We start from the raw sequence: 17,714 nt of genomic DNA on the forward strand, positions 1-17,714 counted from the left end.
GTAGGGGTGGGAAACGGTCCCAACTGGGCGTTCGGGGTGCCGATTTCCGGGGAGAACGGCATGGCGGAATGCAACGAGCGGTGTGCGGGCGGACCGCGCAAGGACTTCGGCCCGGGGCCGACGGAAGGCCAACCGGCGGACCGGTCGGCGGACTTCAACCGGTTGTTCACCGAATTGCTGCCCAGACTCCAGCAGGCGGCGGCGATGCTCGCCGGGAGCCCGCTCGCCGCCGGTGACGTCGTCCACGACGCGTACCTGCGGATCGCCCGCCGCCCGGAGCGCTTCCTCAGCCACCCGCAGCCGTACGCCTACGTGTTCACCACGATGACGAACATCCTGCGCGACCAGTGGCGCCGGGAGCGCCGTCGGGCGGCGCTGCGCGAGCTCCCGGAGTCGGCCGAGGCCGCGGGACACGGGCGGGCGGCGGCGTTCGGCCCGTCGCCCGGTGGGATGGCCGAGTTGCAGGCGCGCTGGGAGGTGGTCCGCCTGCTCGGCTTCCTGACCGTCAAGCAGGCCCGCGCCGTGGTGCTGGTGGACCTCGACGGCTACTCCGTCGACGAGGCCGCCGAGTTGCTCGGCCTGCACCGCAGCACCCTGGCCGTCACCCGCCGCCGCGCCCACGGCCGGTTGCGCGCCGTCCTGGAGCACGAGCGCCGGCAGGACCCCTGACGGCCCGCCCGCCGAAGCCGCCGCCCGCCGAGTCCGAGCGCTGGGTCCGAGTGCCGAGGCCGCCTGCCAGCGCAGCCCCCCGACGTGCCGAACCCCCCGACGCGCCGACCTGCCCCGACGCACCGAGTCGACGGCAAGTCGGCTGATGCGCCACCCCGGCCCGTACGCTGAAAATCGTGATCACGTACGAGGACCACAGCGTCCGCGCCCTGGCCGAGGACGGTCGCTGGCCCGAGCTGCTCGCCGCCTACCGGCAGGGCCGGGCGGCCGCCGTCGTGCAGGCCGGTGAGCGGGCCGCGGTGGCCCTGACCGCGCCGCTCGGCCATCTGATCGCCTACGCGGCGCCGCCCGAGCTGGCCGTCCGGCTGTTCGACACGGACGGTGGCGCGGGGACCTCCGCCGGGGTGGCGGACCACGACGCCGGCCCGCTGTGGGAGGTGCTGGCGACCCGCCACTCCTGGCTGCGGCTGGCCCCGCTGCTCGGTCCGGCCCCGGTGCGCCGCCTGGTGGCGCACACCCGGGTGCTGCTCGGCGAGGACCTCTCCTACGGTGCCGAGCCCGACCCCGAGGGCGTGCCGCTGCGCCTGGAGCCCTGGGAGAAGGCGGGCTGGGACGAGGCCGCCCGGGTGCGCGAGTACCTGCCCGGCGGGGGAGCGCGCAGCGCGGTGCTGACCCTGCCGGCCAGCCGGGAGGGCCTGGGCCAGGTCGACCTGCCGAGGTCGTCGGCCCGGCCGGGCGGTCAGCGGGTCACCCGGGGCCTGGCGGAGCTCGCCGCGCTGGCGCCCTGGGCGGAGGTGGTCTGCGTCCGCGGTCCGGCCCCGTCGGCGGCCGCAGTGCTGGCCCGGGGCCGGCGGGTGCTCGGCGGGTTCCTGCCGTTCGCGCTCGCCTACCCGGCGCTCGTGCAGGCCGCCGCGGTGGGCCGGACGCACGGTTGCGCCCACGGGCGGCTGAGGCTCTGGCGGGCGCTGGGCGCGATGGCCGGGGCGGACGGTCCGAACCGCCGGGAGGTGGACGCCCTGGTGGCCCGGATGCGCTGCTTCACCTGGCATGAGCCGGCCGCCGGGCTGCGCCATCTGCACGTGGCGCTGGAGGACCCGGCCAGCGGGGTGGCCTGGGCGGTCAGCGGCTCGCAGGAGTTCTGACAGGAGTTCTGGCGGGAGTTCTGGAGATCTGGAGTTCTGGCGGAAGTTCCGACAGGGCCCCTGTCAGGAGTCCCGAGCGGATCCGCGAGCGCCGGCCCGGTACGGGCGCCGCCGGAAATGGGAAGCCCCCGGTCCGGCGCCGTTTCCGGGGATGGTGGTGGCGCCGGACCGGGGAGTCGTGGGAGTGCTCAGACGGTGGCTGCCGTCGTGGCTGCCGTCGTGGCCGCCGTCACGGGCGCCACGGGGACGGCCTCCGGTTCGGGGGCGGCGCTGCCGTGGCCGTCGACCAGGGTCAGCTCGTCGAAGGGCAGCTCGCCGTCCAGCACGCGGCGGGCGCGCTCGGCGTCCAGCTCGCCGGTCCAGTGCCCGATCAGCACGGTCGCGACGGCGTTACCCGCGAAGTTGGTGAGGGCGCGGGCCTCGGACATGAACCGGTCGATGCCGACGATCAGGCCGACCCCGTCCACCAGTGCGGGCTTGTGCGACTGCAGTCCGCCCGCGAGGGTGGCCAGCCCGGCGCCGGTGACCCCGGCCGCGCCCTTGCTGGCGATCACCATGAAGACCAGGAGCGAGAGCTGTTCGCCGATCGACATCGGCTTGTCCATCGCCTCGGAGATGAAGATCGAGGACATGGTGAGGTAGATCGCGGTGCCGTCGAGGTTGAAGCTGTAGCCGGTCGGCACGGTGATGCCGACGACCGGGCGGCTGACGCCCAGGTGCTCCATCTTGGCGATCAGGCGGGGCAGCGCGCTCTCGGAGGAGGAGGTCGAGAGGATCAGCAGGAACTCGCGCCCGAGGTACTTGAGCAGCGCGAACACGTTGACCCCGGCGACCAGGCGCAGCAGGGCCCCGAGCACCACGACGACGAACAGCGCGCAGGTGACGTAGAAGCCGATCATGATCACGGCGAGGCTCTTCAGCGCGTCGACGCCGGTCGCCCCGACCACCGCCGCCATCGCCCCGAAGGCGCCGATCGGCGCGACCCACATGATCATCGACATGATCCGGAACACCAGCCGCTGCAGGTGCTCGACGCCGCGCAGCACCGGGGCGCCGACCGGTCCCATCGCCTGGAGGGCGAAGCCGGCCAGCAGTGCGACCAGCAGGGTCTGCAGCACCTTGCCCTGGGTGAGGGCCGAGAACAGGGTGTCGGGGATCATCCCGAGCAGGAAGTCGGTGGTCGACTGGGCGCCGCCGGCGGTCGCCTGGGCGTGGCCGGACTTGGCGAGCGCGGCGGTCAGGTGCAGGCCGCCGCCGGGCTCCAGCAGGTTGCCGACGACCATGCCGATGGCCAGGGCGATGGTCGACATGGCGAGGAAGTAGCCGATGGCGAGGCCGCCGACCTTGCCGACCTTCGCGGCCTTGGTGACCGAGCCGATGCCCAGCACGATGGTGCAGAAGATGACCGGGCTGATCATCATCTTGATCAGGTTGACGAACCCGGTGCCGATCGGCTTCAGCTCGACGGCGAAGCCGGGGGCGGCCAGCCCGACCACCACGCCCGCGACCACCGCGGCGATCACGGTGAGGTAGAGGTAGTGGGTCCGGTCCTTGCGTCTGGGTCCCCCCGCCGTGGCGGTCTCGGTGGTCGACATCTGCGGCTCCTTCGCCCTGCAGTCCTGGCGGCCCCGGGTGGTGGGCCGATCCGACTATGAGGTCCGGGCGTGACGGAGGTCACGTTTGCGTTCATAGAGTTCACGGCGGGACGGGAACGACCCGGGGTGCCCGGAGCCCCCCGGGTGTGCGGGGCCGTGGTGCACACTGGCAGGCATGTCCGTGAGCACCGCCCCCACCCGCTCGCGTCGCCGCTGGCTCCCGCCGCCGCGTCGGCTGGTCCGCAGCCTGGCCGGGCAGCTGTTCGTCGTCCAGGTGGTCATCGTCGCCGCCGTGGTGGCGGGCGGCGCGGTGCTGGCGTACCTGTTCACCGCCGAGCGCACCGCGGACGCGGCCCGCCGCGAGGTCACCTCGGTCGCCCACGCCGTCGCCGACTCCCCGTCCGTGCGGTCCGCCGTCGCCGGACCGGATCCGACCGCGGTGCTCCAGCCGTACGTCGAGCGGGTGCGCCAGGACGTCGGGGTCTCCTTCATCACCGTCATGGACACCGACGGGGTGCGCTGGACCCACCCGCTGCCCGAGCAGATCGGCAAGCGCTATCTCGGCCACATCGACTGGGCACTGGCCGGGCAGACCCGCAGCGAGACCTACACCGGCACGCTCGGTCCGTCCGTCCGGGTGGTCACCCCGGTGTGGGACGACCAGCACCGGGTGGTCGCGCTCGTCAGCGTGGGGCTGACGCTGGATTCGATCTCCGCGCAGCTGAGCGGGCCGCTGCTCGCCCTGGTCGGGGTCGCGGTGGCCGCGCTGGCGCTCGGCGGGGTGGGCACCTACCTCGCCAACTCCCGACTGCGACGGCACACTCACGGCATGCGGCCGGACGAGCTCAGCCACCTCTACGAGTACCACCAGGCGACCCTGCGCTCGGTGCGGGAGGGGCTGATCCTGCTCGATCGGGCGCACCGGGTGGTGCTGTGCAACGACGCCGCTCGTGAACTGCTCGGGTTGGAAGGCGAGTTGGACGGACGCCCGGTGGCCGATCTCGGGCTGCCGGAGGCCCTGGTGACCGCCGTGCTCGGTGAGGAGCCGGTCCGGGACGAGGTGCACCTGACGGCCGAGCGGGTCGTGGTGCTCAACACCTCCACCATCGGCACCGGTCTCGGCCGGGTGGTGACCCTTCGCGATCACACCGAACTGCAGTCGCTGAGCGGAGAGTTGGACTCCGTACGCGGCTTCACCGAGGCGCTCGGGGCGCAGGCGCACGAGGCCGCCAACCGGCTGCACGCCGTCGTTTCGCTGATCGAACTCGGGCGCCACGAACAGGCGGTGGAGTTCGCGACCGCCGAACTCGCCCTCGCCCAGCAGCTCACCGACCGGGTGGTCGCCGCGGTCGGCGAGCCGGTGCTGGCGGCGCTGCTGCTCGGCAAGGCGGCCCAGGCGGCCGAACGGGGCGTGGAGTTGACCCTCACCGAGGACAGCCGGATCGACGACGGGGTGCTTCCGCCCGGGCTCTCCGCGCGGGACCTGATCACCGTCCTCGGCAACCTGATCGACAACGCGGTGGACGCCGCGATCGCCGGGGCCGCGCAGAGCCCGGGCGCGCCGGAGGTCACCGTCACCGCGCGGATCGACGGCGGTGGGGCCGGCGATGGTGCGGTCGGTGCGGGCGGTGATGGCGGGGGAGGGGTCGCCTGTCTGCTGCTGCGGGTTGCCGACACCGGTGCGGGCATCGACCCGGCCGCCGTCGAGGACGTGTTCCGGCGCGGCTGGAGCACCAAGCAGGACGGCCACGGACACGGCCTGGGCCTGGCGCTGGTCGCCCAGGCCGCCCGGCGCAACGGCGGCACCGTCGAGGTCGGCCGCGAGCGCGGCGCGGTGCTCACCGTACGGCTGCCGCTGACCGGCGGCCGGGTACGGGAGCTCGACCAGGAAGGGGCCCCGGCGTGAGCGGCAGCGGCATGAGCGGCCCTGGCGCGGGCGGCAGCGGCATGAGCGGTACCGGCGCGGGCGGCGCCTCCGGCGCGGCCGCCCGGAGCGGGATCTCCGTCCTGGTCGTGGAGGACGACCCGGTGGCCGCCGCCGCGCACACCCTGTACGTCGAGCGCGAGCCCGGTTTCCGCGCCATCGGCACCGTGCACAGCTGCGCCGACGCGCTGCGCTCCCTGGAGCGGGCCCGTGCCGCCGGGACGCCCGTCGACCTCACCCTGCTCGACCTCTACCTGCCGGACGGCCACGGCCTCCAGCTGTGCCGCACGCTGCGCGCGGCCGGGCATGCCACCGACGTCATCGCGGTCACCTCGGCCCGTGACCTCGCCATGGTGCGACAGGCGGTCTCGGCGGGGGTCGTGCAGTACCTGCTGAAACCGTTCAGCGCGGCGGCGCTGCACGACCGGCTGGAGCGCTACGCCCGTTACCGGGACAGCCTCGGGCGCACCGGCGAGGCGACCGGACAGGACGAGGTCGACCAGGCGCTCGCCCTGCTCCGCACGCCCGAGCGCAACTCGCTGCCGAAGGGGCTGAGCGCGCCGACCCTGGACACCGTGGCCTCGGTGCTGCGGGAGGCGTCGACCGGTCTGTCGGCGGCGGCCGCCGGTGCCGCTGCCGGGGTGTCCCGGATCACCGCGCGGCGGTACCTGGAGCACCTGGTGGACACCGGACGGGCGGTGCGCGAGCCGCAGTACGGGAGTGTGGGGCGGCCGGAGCTCTGCTACCGCTGGAAGGGGCGGTGACACGGGGGCGATGGCACGGGAGCGGTGACGGCGGGACGGTGACACGGGGGCGGTGACGAAGGGGCGGTGACGAAGGGGCGCTGATGGTGGAGGGGCGCCGCCCGTTACCTTTCGGTGCCCTCGTTCGTTGGTCCGGACGGGGCGGCGCGGGTGCTGGCGCGGGAGGTTCACTCACTCGGGTGGTTCTGGGCGCCCCCGCGGCATTCCGGCAGGTCGCGGGCGATAAAGTTAGGCTTACCTAACTTCTTCTGGGGGTTCGCCTTGTCGCTCGCCGCCGTACCCGCCCAGGCCGCCTCCGGGGCCACCGCCGCCGCGGCCCCGCCCTCCGGCGAGGCCATCCTGCGCCGCCAGCGCGTCCGCGAGTCCGCCGCCCGGACGTACGCCCGGTCCTTCCCGATCGTCCCGGTCCGGGCCCACGGCATGACCGTCGAGGGCGCCGACGGCCGCCGCTACCTGGACTGCCTCTCCGGCGCCGGGACGCTCGCCCTCGGACACAACCACCCGGTGGTGCTGGAGGCGATCCGCCGCACCCTCGACAGCGGTGCCCCGCTGCACCTGCTCGACCTGGCCACCGCCGAGAAGGACGACTTCACCAGCGCGCTGTTCGAGAGCCTGCCCCCCGAGTTCGCCTCCCGCGCCCGGGTGCACTTCTGCGGACCGGCCGGGACGGACGCCGTCGAAGCCGCCCTCAAGCTGATGCAGACCGCCACCGGGCGCTCCGGCGCCCTCGCCTTCACCGGCGCCTACCACGGCATGACGGCCGGCGCCCTCGCGCTCACCGGCAACGTCGCCGTCAAGGAACCGCTGCCCGGCGGCGGCGAGGTCGTCCGGCTGCCCTACCCGTACGGCTACCGCTGCCCGTTCGGGGTCGGCGGCGAGGCGGGCGCCGACCTCGGCGCCACCTACGTCGAGCGGCTGCTGGACGACCCCTCCGGCGGTGTGGTGCCGCCCGCCGCGATGATCCTGGAGGCCGTCCAGGGCGAGGGCGGGGTGGTGCCCGCCCCCGACGGCTGGCTGCGCGAGATGCGCCGGATCACCGCCGAGCGCGGCATCCCGCTGATCGTGGACGAGGTGCAGACCGGCGTCGGACGGACCGGCGCGATGTGGGCCGTCGAACACAGCGGCATCGTCCCGGACGCGATGGTGCTCTCCAAGGCCATCGGCGGCAGCCTGCCGCTCGCCGTGGTCGTCTACCGCGAGGACTACGACGGTTGGCGGCCCGGCGCCCACACCGGCACCTTCCGCGGCAACACCCTCGCGATGGCCGCCGGAGCCGCCACCCTGCGGTACGTCGCCGCGCACGGACTGGCCGAGCGCGCCGCCGTGGCGGGCGAGCGGATCACCGCCCGGCTGCGCGACCTCGCCGCCGAACTGCCCGCGATCGGCGACGTGCGCGGGCGCGGGCTGATGATCGGGGTCGAACTGGTCGACCCCGACGCCGCCCCCGACGCCTGCGGCGCCCGCCCGGCCGCCCCCGCGCTCGCCGTACGGGTCCGCGAGGCCTGCCTGGCGCGCGGGCTGATCGTCGAACTCGGCGGGCGGCACGACGCGGTGCTGCGGCTGCTGCCGCCGCTGACCATCACCGACGAGCAGGTCGCGGCCGTGCTGGAGCGGCTGGCGGAGGCGATCGCGGTGGCCTCGGTGGCCTCGGTCGCGTCGGCGACCTCGGTTACGTCGGGTGCGTCGGGGGCCCTGGGGACGTCGGGGGCCTCGGGGGCCCGGGCCACGGCTCCGGGGTCGACGGCGCGGGGTGGGGCGTGACCGCCGCCGACTCCGGGGCGGAGCCGCCCGAACTGCCCGGCGAGGGCGGCGACCTGGACGCCCTCGCGGGTGGCGCGGCCGGGCCCGGAGCCCTCGGTCCGCTACTGGCCACCGTCCTCGACGCCCTTGACACCGGCACCGCGCTGCGCTCCGGGCCACTACCCGCCGGCAGCCCGGCCGAGATCGCCGCCCTGGTCGCGGACGGCCTCGCCGGCGCCGGGGGACACGGCGCGCTCGCCCGGCTCACCGAACTGCTCGCCTACGGCGCCGCCGACCCCGCCGACCCGGCCTGCGCCGCCCATCTGCACTGCCCGCCGCTCGCCGTCGCGGCCGCCGCCGACCTCGCGGTCAGCGTGCTCAACCCCTCCCAGGACTCCTGGGACCAGGCCCCCGCCGCGACCGCCCTGGAAACCGCCCTGCTCGCCGAACTCGCCACCCTGGTCGGCTACGACCCGCGCCGCGCGGCCGGGGTGCTCACCTCCGGCGGCACCGAGTCCAACCTGATGGGCCTGATGCTGGCGCGGGACCAGAAGCTCGACGGCATCGTGGAACTGGACGGCATCCCGGCCGGCACCCGGCCCTGCATCCTCGCCTCCGAGGCCGCCCACTTCTCCGTCCAGCGCGCGGCCGCCCTGCTCGGACTCGGCGAACGCTCCGTCCTCGCCGTCCCGGTGGACCGCCGACTGCGCATGCCCCCGGAGGAGTTGGAACGCACCCTGGCCGAGGCCAGCTGGGCCGGACACACCCCGATCGCCGTCGTCGCCACCGCCGGCACCACCGACACCGGCGCCATCGACCCGCTGCACGCCGCCGCCGACCTGGCCGGCCGCTACGGCGCCTGGCTGCACGTCGACGCCGCGTACGGCGGCGGCGCGCTGCTCTCCGACCGGCTCGCCCCGCTGCTCGACGGCGTCGCCCGCGCCGACTCCGTCTCCCTGGACTGGCACAAGCTCGGCTGGCAGCCCGCGGCCGCCGGGGTCTTCCTGGTCCGCCGGGCCGAGACGTACGTCTCGCTGGCCCGGCGCGCCGAGTACCTCAACCCCGTGGACGACGAGCGGGCCGGCTACCCGAGCCTGCTCGGCCGCTCGCTGCGCACCACCCGGCGGGCCGACGCCTTCAAGCTCGCCGTCACGCTGCGCACCCTCGGCCGGGAAGGACTCGGCCGGCTCGTGGACGCCTGCCATGACCTGGCGCTGGCGGCCGCGGACGCCGTCCGGGCCGAACCCTCGCTCGAACTGCACGCCGAACCCGTCCTCACCACGCTGCTGTTCCGCTACCGGCCGCCCGGGATGACGGATGAGGCCGCCGTGGACGAGTTGAACGGGCAGCTGCGTCGGCTGCTGCTGCGCACCGGGCGGGCGGTGGTCGGGCGGACCGAGCTGCCGGGGGACGGGCCCGGGCGGGTGCGGCTGAAACTCACGCTGCTCAACCCGCACACGACGGTGGGCGAGGTGGGGGCGCTGCTGCGGGAGGTGGTCGGCGCGGGGCGCAAGGTCGCCGGGGAGCGGGCGGGGTAGCGGTGCCCCGCCCGGGGACAGGTGCCTGGGCAGGGGAGGGCCGGCCGGGCGGCTCCGGTGGGGTCAGCCGTTCAGCAGGACGCCGCGGGTGAGTTCCCAGGTGTCGGGGTCGGCGGCGACCAGCAGGCCGTCCTCGCAGCCGGGGGCCTCGGGGCGGTACGGGGCGCCGTCCATGCGGGCCGCGACACCGCCGGCCTCGGAGAGCAGCAGGGAACCCGGGGCGTGGTCCCAGGGGAGGGTCCGCCAGTAGAAGATGAAGTCGGTCCGGCCCTCGACGACGTCGGGGTACTCCATCCCGGCGGCGCTGCGGCCGGGGGAGATCTCGCCGAAGGCCGCGCAGTGCGACTCCAGGCGGTGGCGGTCGGCCGGGTCGAGGAAGCGGCTCTTGAGGATGCCGGTCAGCTTCCCGGCGTCGGCGGGCGCGGGGCGGCGGGTGAGGCGTTCGCCGTCCCGCCAGGCGCCGGAGCCCAGTTCGGCGCGGTAGGCGGTCGCGGTGGCGGGCTGCCAGATCCACGAGGCGACGGTCAGGCCGCTGCGGACCAGGGAGCACATCACGGCGTAGTCGGGGCGGCCCGCGACGAAGTTGGCGGTGCCGTCCACCGGGTCGACCAGCCAGACGGCGGGCTCGTCGTGGATGGCCAGGGCGAGCGACGGGTCGGCGGCCACGGCCTCCTCACCGACCACCGGGACGGGCAGCAGTTCCTGCAGGCGGCGGGCGATGATCGCCTCGGCCTCGCGGTCGGCGATGGTCACGACCTCGCCGGGTGCCTTCTCCATCACCTCGCCGGCGGTCAACGCCCGGAAGCGCGGCTCCACCGCCTCGGCCGAGGCCTCGGCGAGTATCTCCGCCACCTTGTCCATCAGCACGTTCGCGCTCCCTTCGCCGGTTACCACTCTCGCACGAGTGGGGGGAGGGGGTGTCGGCCGGCCGGTGACGGCGGGCGGGAGCGGGAGACGGGGAACGGGGACGGGAGACGGGGAACAGATAACAGATGACAGATTTCGAAATCTGTCATCTGTTATCTGTTCCCCGTCATCGCTATCCGTTGATTGTCTGCCGGTTCCCCTCCGGCTCCCCGTCGGCTGCCGGTCAGTCGCCCAGGTAGTGGAACCCGGGCCGCGGGTGCATCAGGAACTCGTGGTGCGAGATGTTCCACCCGTACGCGCCCGCCATGGCGAACAGCACTCGGTCCGCCGTCCGCAGGTGCGCCGCGCCGTCCGCGGCTCGGGCCAGGACGTCCTTCGGGGTGCACAGCTGCCCGGCCAGGGTGGCCCGGCCGGTGGTGACGGCGGGGCGCGGCCAGGGATGCGGCCAGGCGCCCACCGGGAGCACCGCGAAGGGCTGGGAGTGCCCGCGGGTGGCCGGGGTGCGCAGGTGGTGGGTGCCGCCGCGGACCACCGCGAAGTCCTCGCCGTGGCTGCGCTTCACGTCCAGCACCTCGGTCGCGTACCAGCCGCAGTAGGCGGTCAGCGCCCGCCCGGGCTCGATCCGCAGGGTCAGCCCGGGGTGGGCGTCGAGCAGCTTGGCCAGGCCCTCGCCGAAGGCCGTCCAGTCGAAGAGCCGCGCCGGGTCGTCGTAGTCCACCGCCATCCCGCCGCCGACGTTGACCTCGGCGAGCGGGAAGCCGTGCCGGTCGGCCAGTTCGGCCGACCAGGCGACGATCTGCCCGGCGACCGCCAGCTGCTCGTCCGCTGCGAGCCCGCTGGCCAGGTGGGCGTGCACCCCGCGCAGCCGCAGCCGGTGCCCGAGCGGGCCGCCGTCGGTGAGCAGTCGGACGCACTCCTCGGCCCGGTCGGGGTCGAGCCCGAACGGGGTCGGGCGTCCGCCCATCGCCAGCGGCACCGCGTCCAGGGCGTCGGTGGCCACCGGCAGGTTCACCCGCAGCAGGACGTCCACGACCACCGCCGGGCGCTCTGCCAGGACGGCGGCGAGCCGGTGCAGTTCCTGCTCGCTCTCGACGTGCCAGCGGTGCACTCCGGCGTCCACGGCCGCGAGGATCTCGGCGGGGGTCTTGCCCGGTCCGCCGAAGGCCAGCGGCGCGTCCGGGACGGCGGCCCGTACGTGCGCCAACTCCCCGCCGCTGGAGACCTCGTAGCCGTCGACGGCGTCGCGCAGCGCGGTCAGCAGCGGCGCGTCCGGGTTGGCCTTGGCGGCGTAGTACAGCTCGACCCGCTCGGGCAGTGCGGCCCGGACGGCGGCGGCGTGCTCCCGCAGGGCGGCCAGGTCGTAGACGTAGGCGGGCAGTTGGTCGGGTGCGAGAGAGGCGACGTGGCGGTGGACGGTGTCGGTCACCGGGGCGCCGGTGGTCGGGGTGTGGCTCATCGGACGGCGCTCCCGGTCGGAAGGTGGGCGGTCATGCGGGCGGCCTCGGCGAGCACCGAGCCGGCCAGCGGGGAGGGCAGCCGGACGTACCCGGCCTCCCGGTCGGCCTTGCGCTCCCAGCGGGTGAGCAGGTTGGCCTTGGCGGGCAGCGGGACGCCGGCCAGCAGTGCCCGCAGTCGCGGGGGGCGGCCGTGGGCGGCCGCGTACTCCTCCAGGGCGTCCCGGACGGCCTGCCAGAGCGCGCCCTCCAACTCGGGGTGGCGGTCGGCGAGGGCGGCGAGCAGCTCGGCGACGTGGTTGACCAGCAGGCAGTAGACCACCCGGTCCCAGCCGCGCTCGGCGTCGTACGTCATCGGGCCGGCCACCTCGGGCGGCAGGGCGGCGAGCAGTTCGGCGTTCTGCTCGGGGACGAGCTTGGTGCCCTCCAGGTCGCGGAAGAGCACCTGGGCCGGCCGACCGTCCGCGTCGACGCCGATCAGTACGTTCTGCAGGTGCGGCTCCAGCACCACGCCGTGGTCGAAGTAGGCCGCCAGCACCGGCGGGAGGAGCAGTCGCAGGTAGTCGCGCCACCAGCCGAGGGCGGCCGCACCGCCCGAACTCCCGTCCAGCAGGCGGGAAATGTGGGCCGAGCTGGTCGGGTGCTCGTCGGCGACGGCGCCGGCGAGCAGCGGGGTGACACCGGGCCGCAGCAGCCCGCCGAAGCCCTCGCGCAGGATCAGGCCGAAGCCCTCGAACAGGGCCCGGTCGGGGTGGCCGTCGGCGCCCGGGAGGGCGAGGGTGCGGAAGGCGGGTTCGCGCAGCATGGCCGCGTCCGGGAAGCGCTCGGCCAGGTCGGTCAGCACCGGCTCCAGCACGCTGGTGAGCCGGACGGCGCCGGTGAGTTCGTAGGCGGCGTTCTTCCGCAGGCAGTTGGTGATGCGCACGTTGAGGCTGAACTTGAGGAAGGCGTCCGCGCCGTACAGGGTGCGCACCGAGGCGGTGGCGGCGAAGCGCTCGCCTCGGGGGCCGAGGTCCAGGACGTCGCCGCGGGCCAGGGCCGCGCGCAACAGCGGGTGGTCGCCGACGAGTTGGTACTGCCAGGGGTGGGCGGGCAGCAGCCGGTAGCCGTCCGGCACCTCACCGAGGCCGTCCAGTACGGCGCTCGCCCCCGGGTCCACGGACTCCTCGGCCAGCAGCTCGGCGCGTACGGCCAGGTGGCGCAGCGGGAAGGCCGCGCGGGACTCCGGCGCGTAGTGGCGCCAGTCGCCCCGGGCGGCGGAGCGGGACTTGGGGGCCGGGTGGAAGCGGTGGCCGAACAGCAGGGCCTGCTCGGACTCCAGGTAGCGGTCCGCCCCGGCGGCCGGCCGGTCGGCCAGGCCCGCGCCGACGCCCCGGTGGCTGGAGGCCACCTGGTCGAGGAACTCCTCGTTCACCGTGCCGGTGCGCAGCTCCAGCTCGTCCTGGGCGTACCCGGCGAGCTCGCGCCAGCCCAACTCGCGCCAGCCGTCCGGGGTTTCCTCGTGTACGGGACCGGTGAACCGGTGTGCTCCGAGCAGCGAGGTCCGGCGCAGGGCGACCCGCAGCAGGGTGCCGCGGCGGGGCAGGCGCAGCAGCAGGCGCCCGTCGTCGACGGCGGTCTGGTGCTCGGGGGCGGACACCTCGCGCAGCAGGCAGTTGAGGAGGGTGTGCGCCACCGCCTCGTCCGCGCCGGGCAGTTCGGCGGGATCCGTGGTCGACGGCATGGCGGGGAGGGTGGTGGGCCGGGCGGTCATCGGGGACTCCTACGGGTCAGGAGGGCGAGCAGGGCGGCGGCCAGTGCGGCGACGGTGCCGGTGACGACCGGGGCGGCCGGTCCGCCGCTGCCGTTGGCGAGCGCGGCGGCCAGTCCGGCGGCGACGGCACCGCACTTGGAGACGGTTTCGCGGGTGCCGAACATCCGGCCCGGCGCGCGGCCGCGGGCGGCTTCGGCGGCGAGGACGGCGAGGCAGACCAGGCCGAAGGTCATGCCGAGTCCGAGCACCGCTCGGGTGAGGGCGAAGGTGAGCAGCGAGTGGGCCGGGGCGTGGCCGACCAGTCCGACGGCCACCAGGGCGAAGCCCAGGGCCAGTCCGCTGCGCGGACGTGCCTCGACGGCGGCGTGCACCCGGCCGGCACCGACCAGGTAGACCAGGTGCGGCAGTGCGAACAGCAGGCCCGCGACGGTGCCGCCGGCCCCTGGCAGCCGCTGCTGGACCAGGGTGATCAGGTACGGGAAGGAGATGATGGTGGCGAAGACGAAGGCGAACTCGAAGGTGTAGAGCAGCCGGAGCGAGCCGGGCCGGTCGGCCGGGACGGCCGAGACGGTTGGGGTGTTCGTGCCGGTGTCGTGGCCCGCCGGGGCGAGGGGCGGACGGACCGGCTCCGGAAGGGAGTTGAGCAGTGCCGCGGCGGTCAGCGGCAGCACCGCCATCACCAGGTACTGCCGGTGCGGGTCGATCCACGGCGACAGTGCGCCGACCAGGATCGGCGCCGCGACCAGGGCCGCCCGGGCGCTGCCCTGCATCAGGGTCAGCGCCTTGGACAGCCGGGAGCCGTCCAGCGCCGCGGCGAGGTAGCCGTTGGTGGCGGAGAAGGTGCCGCCGAGGAAGCCCTGGAGCACCAGTGCGACGGTGAACGCGGGCAGGCTGTCGGCGGCTCCGGCGAGCAGGAAGGAGACGGCGAGGCCGAGTTGGGCGCGCAGCAGCAGCCGCTTCTGGCCGAAGCGATCGGCCAGCCGGCCCCACAGCGGAGCGCCGAGGGCGGTGAAGACGGTCGGCACGACGTACAGCAGACCGGCCCAGTGGCCGCTGTGGTCCCCGAGGGTGGGGAGGATCTCGGTGAGGTACGGAGGCAGGCCGAGGGCGGCGAAGGAGGCGACGAAGTAGCAGGCCGCCACCGCGTGCACCTGGCGCCGGTCCAGCCCCGTGGCCTCGGCCGGCCGCGACAGGGGTTCGACGGTCGTCACGAACGGTCCTCGGGAAGGAGGTAGTTGGGGCCGTCGGTGTAGTGCTTGTTGATGTCCGCGGCGCCGCTGCGCTCCTTGCTGAGCAGCGTCCCGGCGCTCACCATGGCCTTGACCGGCAGGCGTTCGGCGTCCAACAGGTCGGTGCGCAGCGGTTGTCCGGCCGGGCCCAGCCGGTCGACCGCCTCGGTGAGGACGGTGCGCAGCAGCTCCAGGCTCCGCGCCAGCGGCACCCGGCCGTGCGCGGCCAGGCCGAAGGCGAGCGAGGCGGTGCACAGGTGGCCGGTGATGGTGGTGAACAGGTCGGTGAGTGCGCGGTCCTGCTCGCCGAGGATCCTCGGGTCGCGGAACTCGGCGACCAGGGCGGCCAGTTCGCGGACGGGGGAGCGGCCCACCCGGGTGGTGTTGACCCGGGGGCCGTCGTTGTCCTTGTAGAGCAGCCGCAGGCCGGTGCCGTCGAGGACCAGCGAGGTGTTCTGCTGGTGCGACTCCAGGGCGATGCCGTGGCCGAACAGGGTGGTCTGCCAGTCGACCAGCAGCCGCAGCAGCTCCTCGTACAGCGTGGGGACGGAGCCGTGGTGGAAGCGGTCGGCCAGGTGGTCGATCACCAGTCGGCCGTCGGGCGCCTCGGCGAGCAGGGCCGCCAGCGGGACGGTGACGGCGTCGTCCAGGCTCGCCGGGTAGCGGCGCAGCAGGACGGCCAGCAGCTCGTCCTCGGCGTGGGCGTAGCGCTGTTCGTCGGCGTGCAGGATCCGCCCGGCGAAGCGCGGTTCGTGGGCGGCCACGGCCTCCACCAGGCGCTGCCCGACCGCGCCGTTGACCAGGGTGACCGGCTTGATGGTGCGGCGGTTACGCAGGCCCAGGGTCGCGGTGGCGAGCGGCAGTTTGAGGTGGCAGGACGGGTCGGCGGCCACGGCGACGGTGCGCATGGACAGCGTGGGGAGCACGTCGAGGTACGGCTCGGGCGCGAGCACCGCGCCCGGCACGATCCGCGCGAAGTCCTCGTCCGCGGTGAGCGGATGGACCGGGACGGTGGTGAACTCTCCCGGCACGCCGAGCTGTTCGGCGCTCGGCCACCACGCGGGCAGTGGGCCGTCGCCGTACACGGTCAGTCGGCCGGATGGGACGGCGAGCCAGCGCAGCTCGAAGCTTGGGTGGAACTCCGGCGCGTAGGAGCGCAGTTGGGCCTCGCTCAGGCCGGAGCGGCCGCGCGCGGTCGGGTAGACGGGGTGGTCCAGGAAGGCGGCGAGGGTCTCGAAGCCGAGCGCGGCTCGCGGGCCGGCCCAGTCCGCCACGTCCTTGCTGTAGCGCTCGGCGAGTTCGGCCAGCACCTCGGGCCGCACCCGGTCGTGCAGCTCCATCGTGGCGAGGGTCTGCCGGCACTCCTCGGCGAAGGCCAGGTGGCCGGGGCGGTCCAGCGGATCGGCCCGCTCCGCCAGCAGGGCCAGGACGGCGGCCAGTTCGGTGAGCCGGGCGCCGTCGACCTCCAGCTCCGGCAGCCGGGCGGCGTGGTCGGCCTGGAAGCCGTCGGGGACGACCGGCAGGGCGAGCGAACCGTCGCTCAGCCAGGGGCCGTCCGGACGTTGCTCCAGGGTGCCGCGGGCGCGCAGGCCGAGCACGTCCTCACGCAGCAGGGCGGACAGCACCCGCAGGGTGAGCTGCGCGGCGGGGGTCGAAGCGGTGGGTGCCGAATCAGTGGGGACGGTCTCGGTGGGTGTCGAAGCGGTGGGGGCGGGATGATCGGCCGGGCTCACGCGGTGATCTCCCAGCGGTTGGCGGCGATGAACTCCGCGACCGCGCCGTCCACCGCGTCCTGGTCCGGGCCGACGGCCCAGACGATGCCCAGGTAGTCGCGGTTGGTGCGGTAGAGCTCGTGCCGGGCGCCGAGCTCGCGAACCGGCAGGTAGGACAGCGTCACCCCGTCGGCCCGTCGCTCGAAGCGCGGCTCGGGGGCGGCGGTCAGGGTGCCGGCCTGCTCGGCGCAGACCCGCTCGTGGCGGGCCCGCTGATCGCTGCGGGCGCCCAGGTCGGCGGGCAGCTCCTCGCCGAGGTGGGTGCGCAGCACCAGCTCGAAGTAGGGGATCCCGAGGATCTCGGCGAGCATCAGGTCGCACTGGTCCCCGATGGCGCGGTAGTTGACCTCGATGATGCGGGCTCGGCCGTCCGGCTGGAGGACGAACTCGGTGTGGCAGGCGCCGAGTCCGACCCCGAGGGCGTCGAGCTGGGCGAGCACCTGCTCGACCACCGGGCGGGGGTGCGCCGGGGTGAAGGTCAGTACCTCTTCGATGAAGTCCGGCGGCGGGGAGAGCCGGGTGCGGAAGCCGCCGAGGACGCGCCTGGTCCGGCCGTCGCCCAGGGTCTCCAGGGTGCACAGCTCACCGGCCAGGAACTCCTCGACCACCAGGGTGGCCCCGGGGCGGCGCTGCTGGATCTCCTTGACCCGCAGCGCGAGTTCGGCGGCATCGGCGACCAGGGTGACGTCCTCGCTGGCGACGCCCTCGCGCGGCTTGACGATGCACGGGAACGAGGGAGTGAGGCCGGTCGGGTCCTGCCCGGGTGCCAGCTCGGCGGACTCCACCGCGTCCAGGCCGGACTCGGCGAGGTGGCGGCGCAGCTCGCCCTTGTTCTTGGTCCGCAGGGCGGCCTTCCAGTCCTTGCCCGCCAGGCCGAAGTACTCGGCGACCAGGGCGGTCTGGGTCTGCAGGTGGTCGCTGTTGCTGAACACCGCGGCCGGTGTGTGGTGCTGGGATATCAGGCCGATGACCTCGCGGAAGTCCTGCACGTCGCACTCCACCACCTCGCAGGTGAACTCCGCCTCGGCGTAGGCGCGTTGGTGGGCCTCGACGTGGTCGGTGAGGACGGTGACGTCGAGTCCGAGCCGGGCTGCGGCGGGTAGGAAGCCACGGGTGACCGAGTCGGTGGGGTTGAGGGCGAGCAGGTAGAGCCGCATGGGGAGGGTCCTCGGGGCGTGGTGGCGGACGAAGGACGGCGAACAGATGACAGAGTTCGAAATCTGTTATCTGTCGTCTGAAAGATGAACTCTGAAAGTTGAATTCTGAA

Annotated in this window: 13 protein-coding genes; 6 read left to right on the plus strand and 7 right to left on the minus strand. The window is 74.6% G+C overall.

Annotated elements, in window-relative coordinates; translation table 11 throughout:
* Positions 1-60 precede the first annotated feature (60 nt).
* Together ACZ4W5_RS00915 and ACZ4W5_RS00920 are read left to right on the plus strand one after the other, a co-directional pair.
* Positions 61-669 (plus strand): RNA polymerase sigma factor, encoded by a 609-nt coding sequence (locus ACZ4W5_RS00915; RefSeq protein ID WP_465651854.1) that lies wholly within the window; start codon positions 61-63, stop codon positions 667-669.
* A 176-nt stretch (positions 670-845) separates the two neighbouring features.
* Positions 846-1,811 (plus strand): hypothetical protein, encoded by a 966-nt coding sequence (locus tag ACZ4W5_RS00920; RefSeq protein WP_360229812.1) that lies wholly within the window; start codon positions 846-848, stop codon positions 1,809-1,811.
* Between the two features lie 188 nt (positions 1,812-1,999).
* Here ACZ4W5_RS00920 and ACZ4W5_RS00925 read toward each other — a convergent pair whose 3' ends face one another.
* Positions 2,000-3,406 carry a cation:dicarboxylate symporter family transporter gene (locus tag ACZ4W5_RS00925; RefSeq protein ID WP_360229810.1) on the minus strand — a complete coding sequence of 469 codons (1,407 nt, stop codon included), beginning with the start codon at positions 3,404-3,406 and terminating at the stop codon, positions 2,000-2,002.
* A 175-nt stretch (positions 3,407-3,581) separates the two neighbouring features.
* On the opposite strand from ACZ4W5_RS00925, the gene ACZ4W5_RS00930 reads away from it, so the two are divergent.
* From ACZ4W5_RS00930 to ACZ4W5_RS00945, 4 genes are all read left to right on the plus strand, one after another.
* Positions 3,582-5,312, plus strand: a complete 1,731-nt coding sequence (locus ACZ4W5_RS00930; protein ID WP_465651857.1) for an ATP-binding protein — start codon at positions 3,582-3,584, stop codon at positions 5,310-5,312.
* A gap of 41 nt (positions 5,313-5,353) precedes the next feature.
* On the plus strand, positions 5,354-6,094 hold the full coding sequence (locus tag ACZ4W5_RS00935; RefSeq protein WP_360229961.1) for a response regulator: 741 nt from the start codon (positions 5,354-5,356) through the stop codon (positions 6,092-6,094).
* Positions 6,095-6,355: 261 nt separating this feature from the next.
* Positions 6,356-7,855, plus strand: coding sequence for a diaminobutyrate--2-oxoglutarate transaminase (locus ACZ4W5_RS00940; protein ID WP_465651859.1), 1,500 nt, complete (start codon positions 6,356-6,358; stop codon positions 7,853-7,855).
* Positions 7,856-7,887: 32 nt separating this feature from the next.
* Entirely contained in the window at positions 7,888-9,372 is a 1,485-nt protein-coding gene (locus ACZ4W5_RS00945; RefSeq protein WP_465652196.1) for a pyridoxal phosphate-dependent decarboxylase family protein, read from the plus strand.
* 63 nt (positions 9,373-9,435) lie between these two features.
* Here ACZ4W5_RS00945 and ACZ4W5_RS00950 read toward each other — a convergent pair whose 3' ends face one another.
* The 6 genes from ACZ4W5_RS00950 to ACZ4W5_RS00975 all read right to left on the minus strand — a co-directional run bounded on the left by ACZ4W5_RS00950 (position 9,436) and on the right by ACZ4W5_RS00975 (position 17,604).
* Entirely contained in the window at positions 9,436-10,233 is a 798-nt protein-coding gene (locus ACZ4W5_RS00950; protein ID WP_465652198.1) for an inositol monophosphatase family protein, read from the minus strand.
* Between the two features lie 229 nt (positions 10,234-10,462).
* Positions 10,463-11,695 carry a type III PLP-dependent enzyme gene (locus ACZ4W5_RS00955; protein WP_360229804.1) on the minus strand — a complete coding sequence of 411 codons (1,233 nt, stop codon included), beginning with the start codon at positions 11,693-11,695 and terminating at the stop codon, positions 10,463-10,465.
* A complete protein-coding gene (locus tag ACZ4W5_RS00960) occupies positions 11,692-13,446 on the minus strand; it encodes an IucA/IucC family protein (RefSeq protein ID WP_465651861.1) in 1,755 nt (584 codons plus the stop codon). Before ACZ4W5_RS00960 ends, ACZ4W5_RS00955 begins: the two co-directional genes overlap by 4 nt.
* A complete protein-coding gene (locus ACZ4W5_RS00965) occupies positions 13,443-14,657 on the minus strand; it encodes an MFS transporter (protein ID WP_465651863.1) in 1,215 nt (404 codons plus the stop codon). The genes ACZ4W5_RS00960 and ACZ4W5_RS00965 overlap by 4 nt, the downstream gene beginning before the upstream one ends.
* Entirely contained in the window at positions 14,654-16,408 is a 1,755-nt protein-coding gene (locus tag ACZ4W5_RS00970) for an IucA/IucC family protein (RefSeq protein ID WP_465651865.1), read from the minus strand. The genes ACZ4W5_RS00965 and ACZ4W5_RS00970 overlap by 4 nt, the downstream gene beginning before the upstream one ends.
* Positions 16,405-17,604 (minus strand): ATP-grasp domain-containing protein, encoded by a 1,200-nt coding sequence (locus tag ACZ4W5_RS00975; RefSeq protein ID WP_465651867.1) that lies wholly within the window; start codon positions 17,602-17,604, stop codon positions 16,405-16,407. The genes ACZ4W5_RS00970 and ACZ4W5_RS00975 overlap by 4 nt, the downstream gene beginning before the upstream one ends.
* Positions 17,605-17,714: the final 110 nt, after the last annotated feature.

This window comes from Kitasatospora sp. NPDC029367 (genome assembly GCF_055569135.1).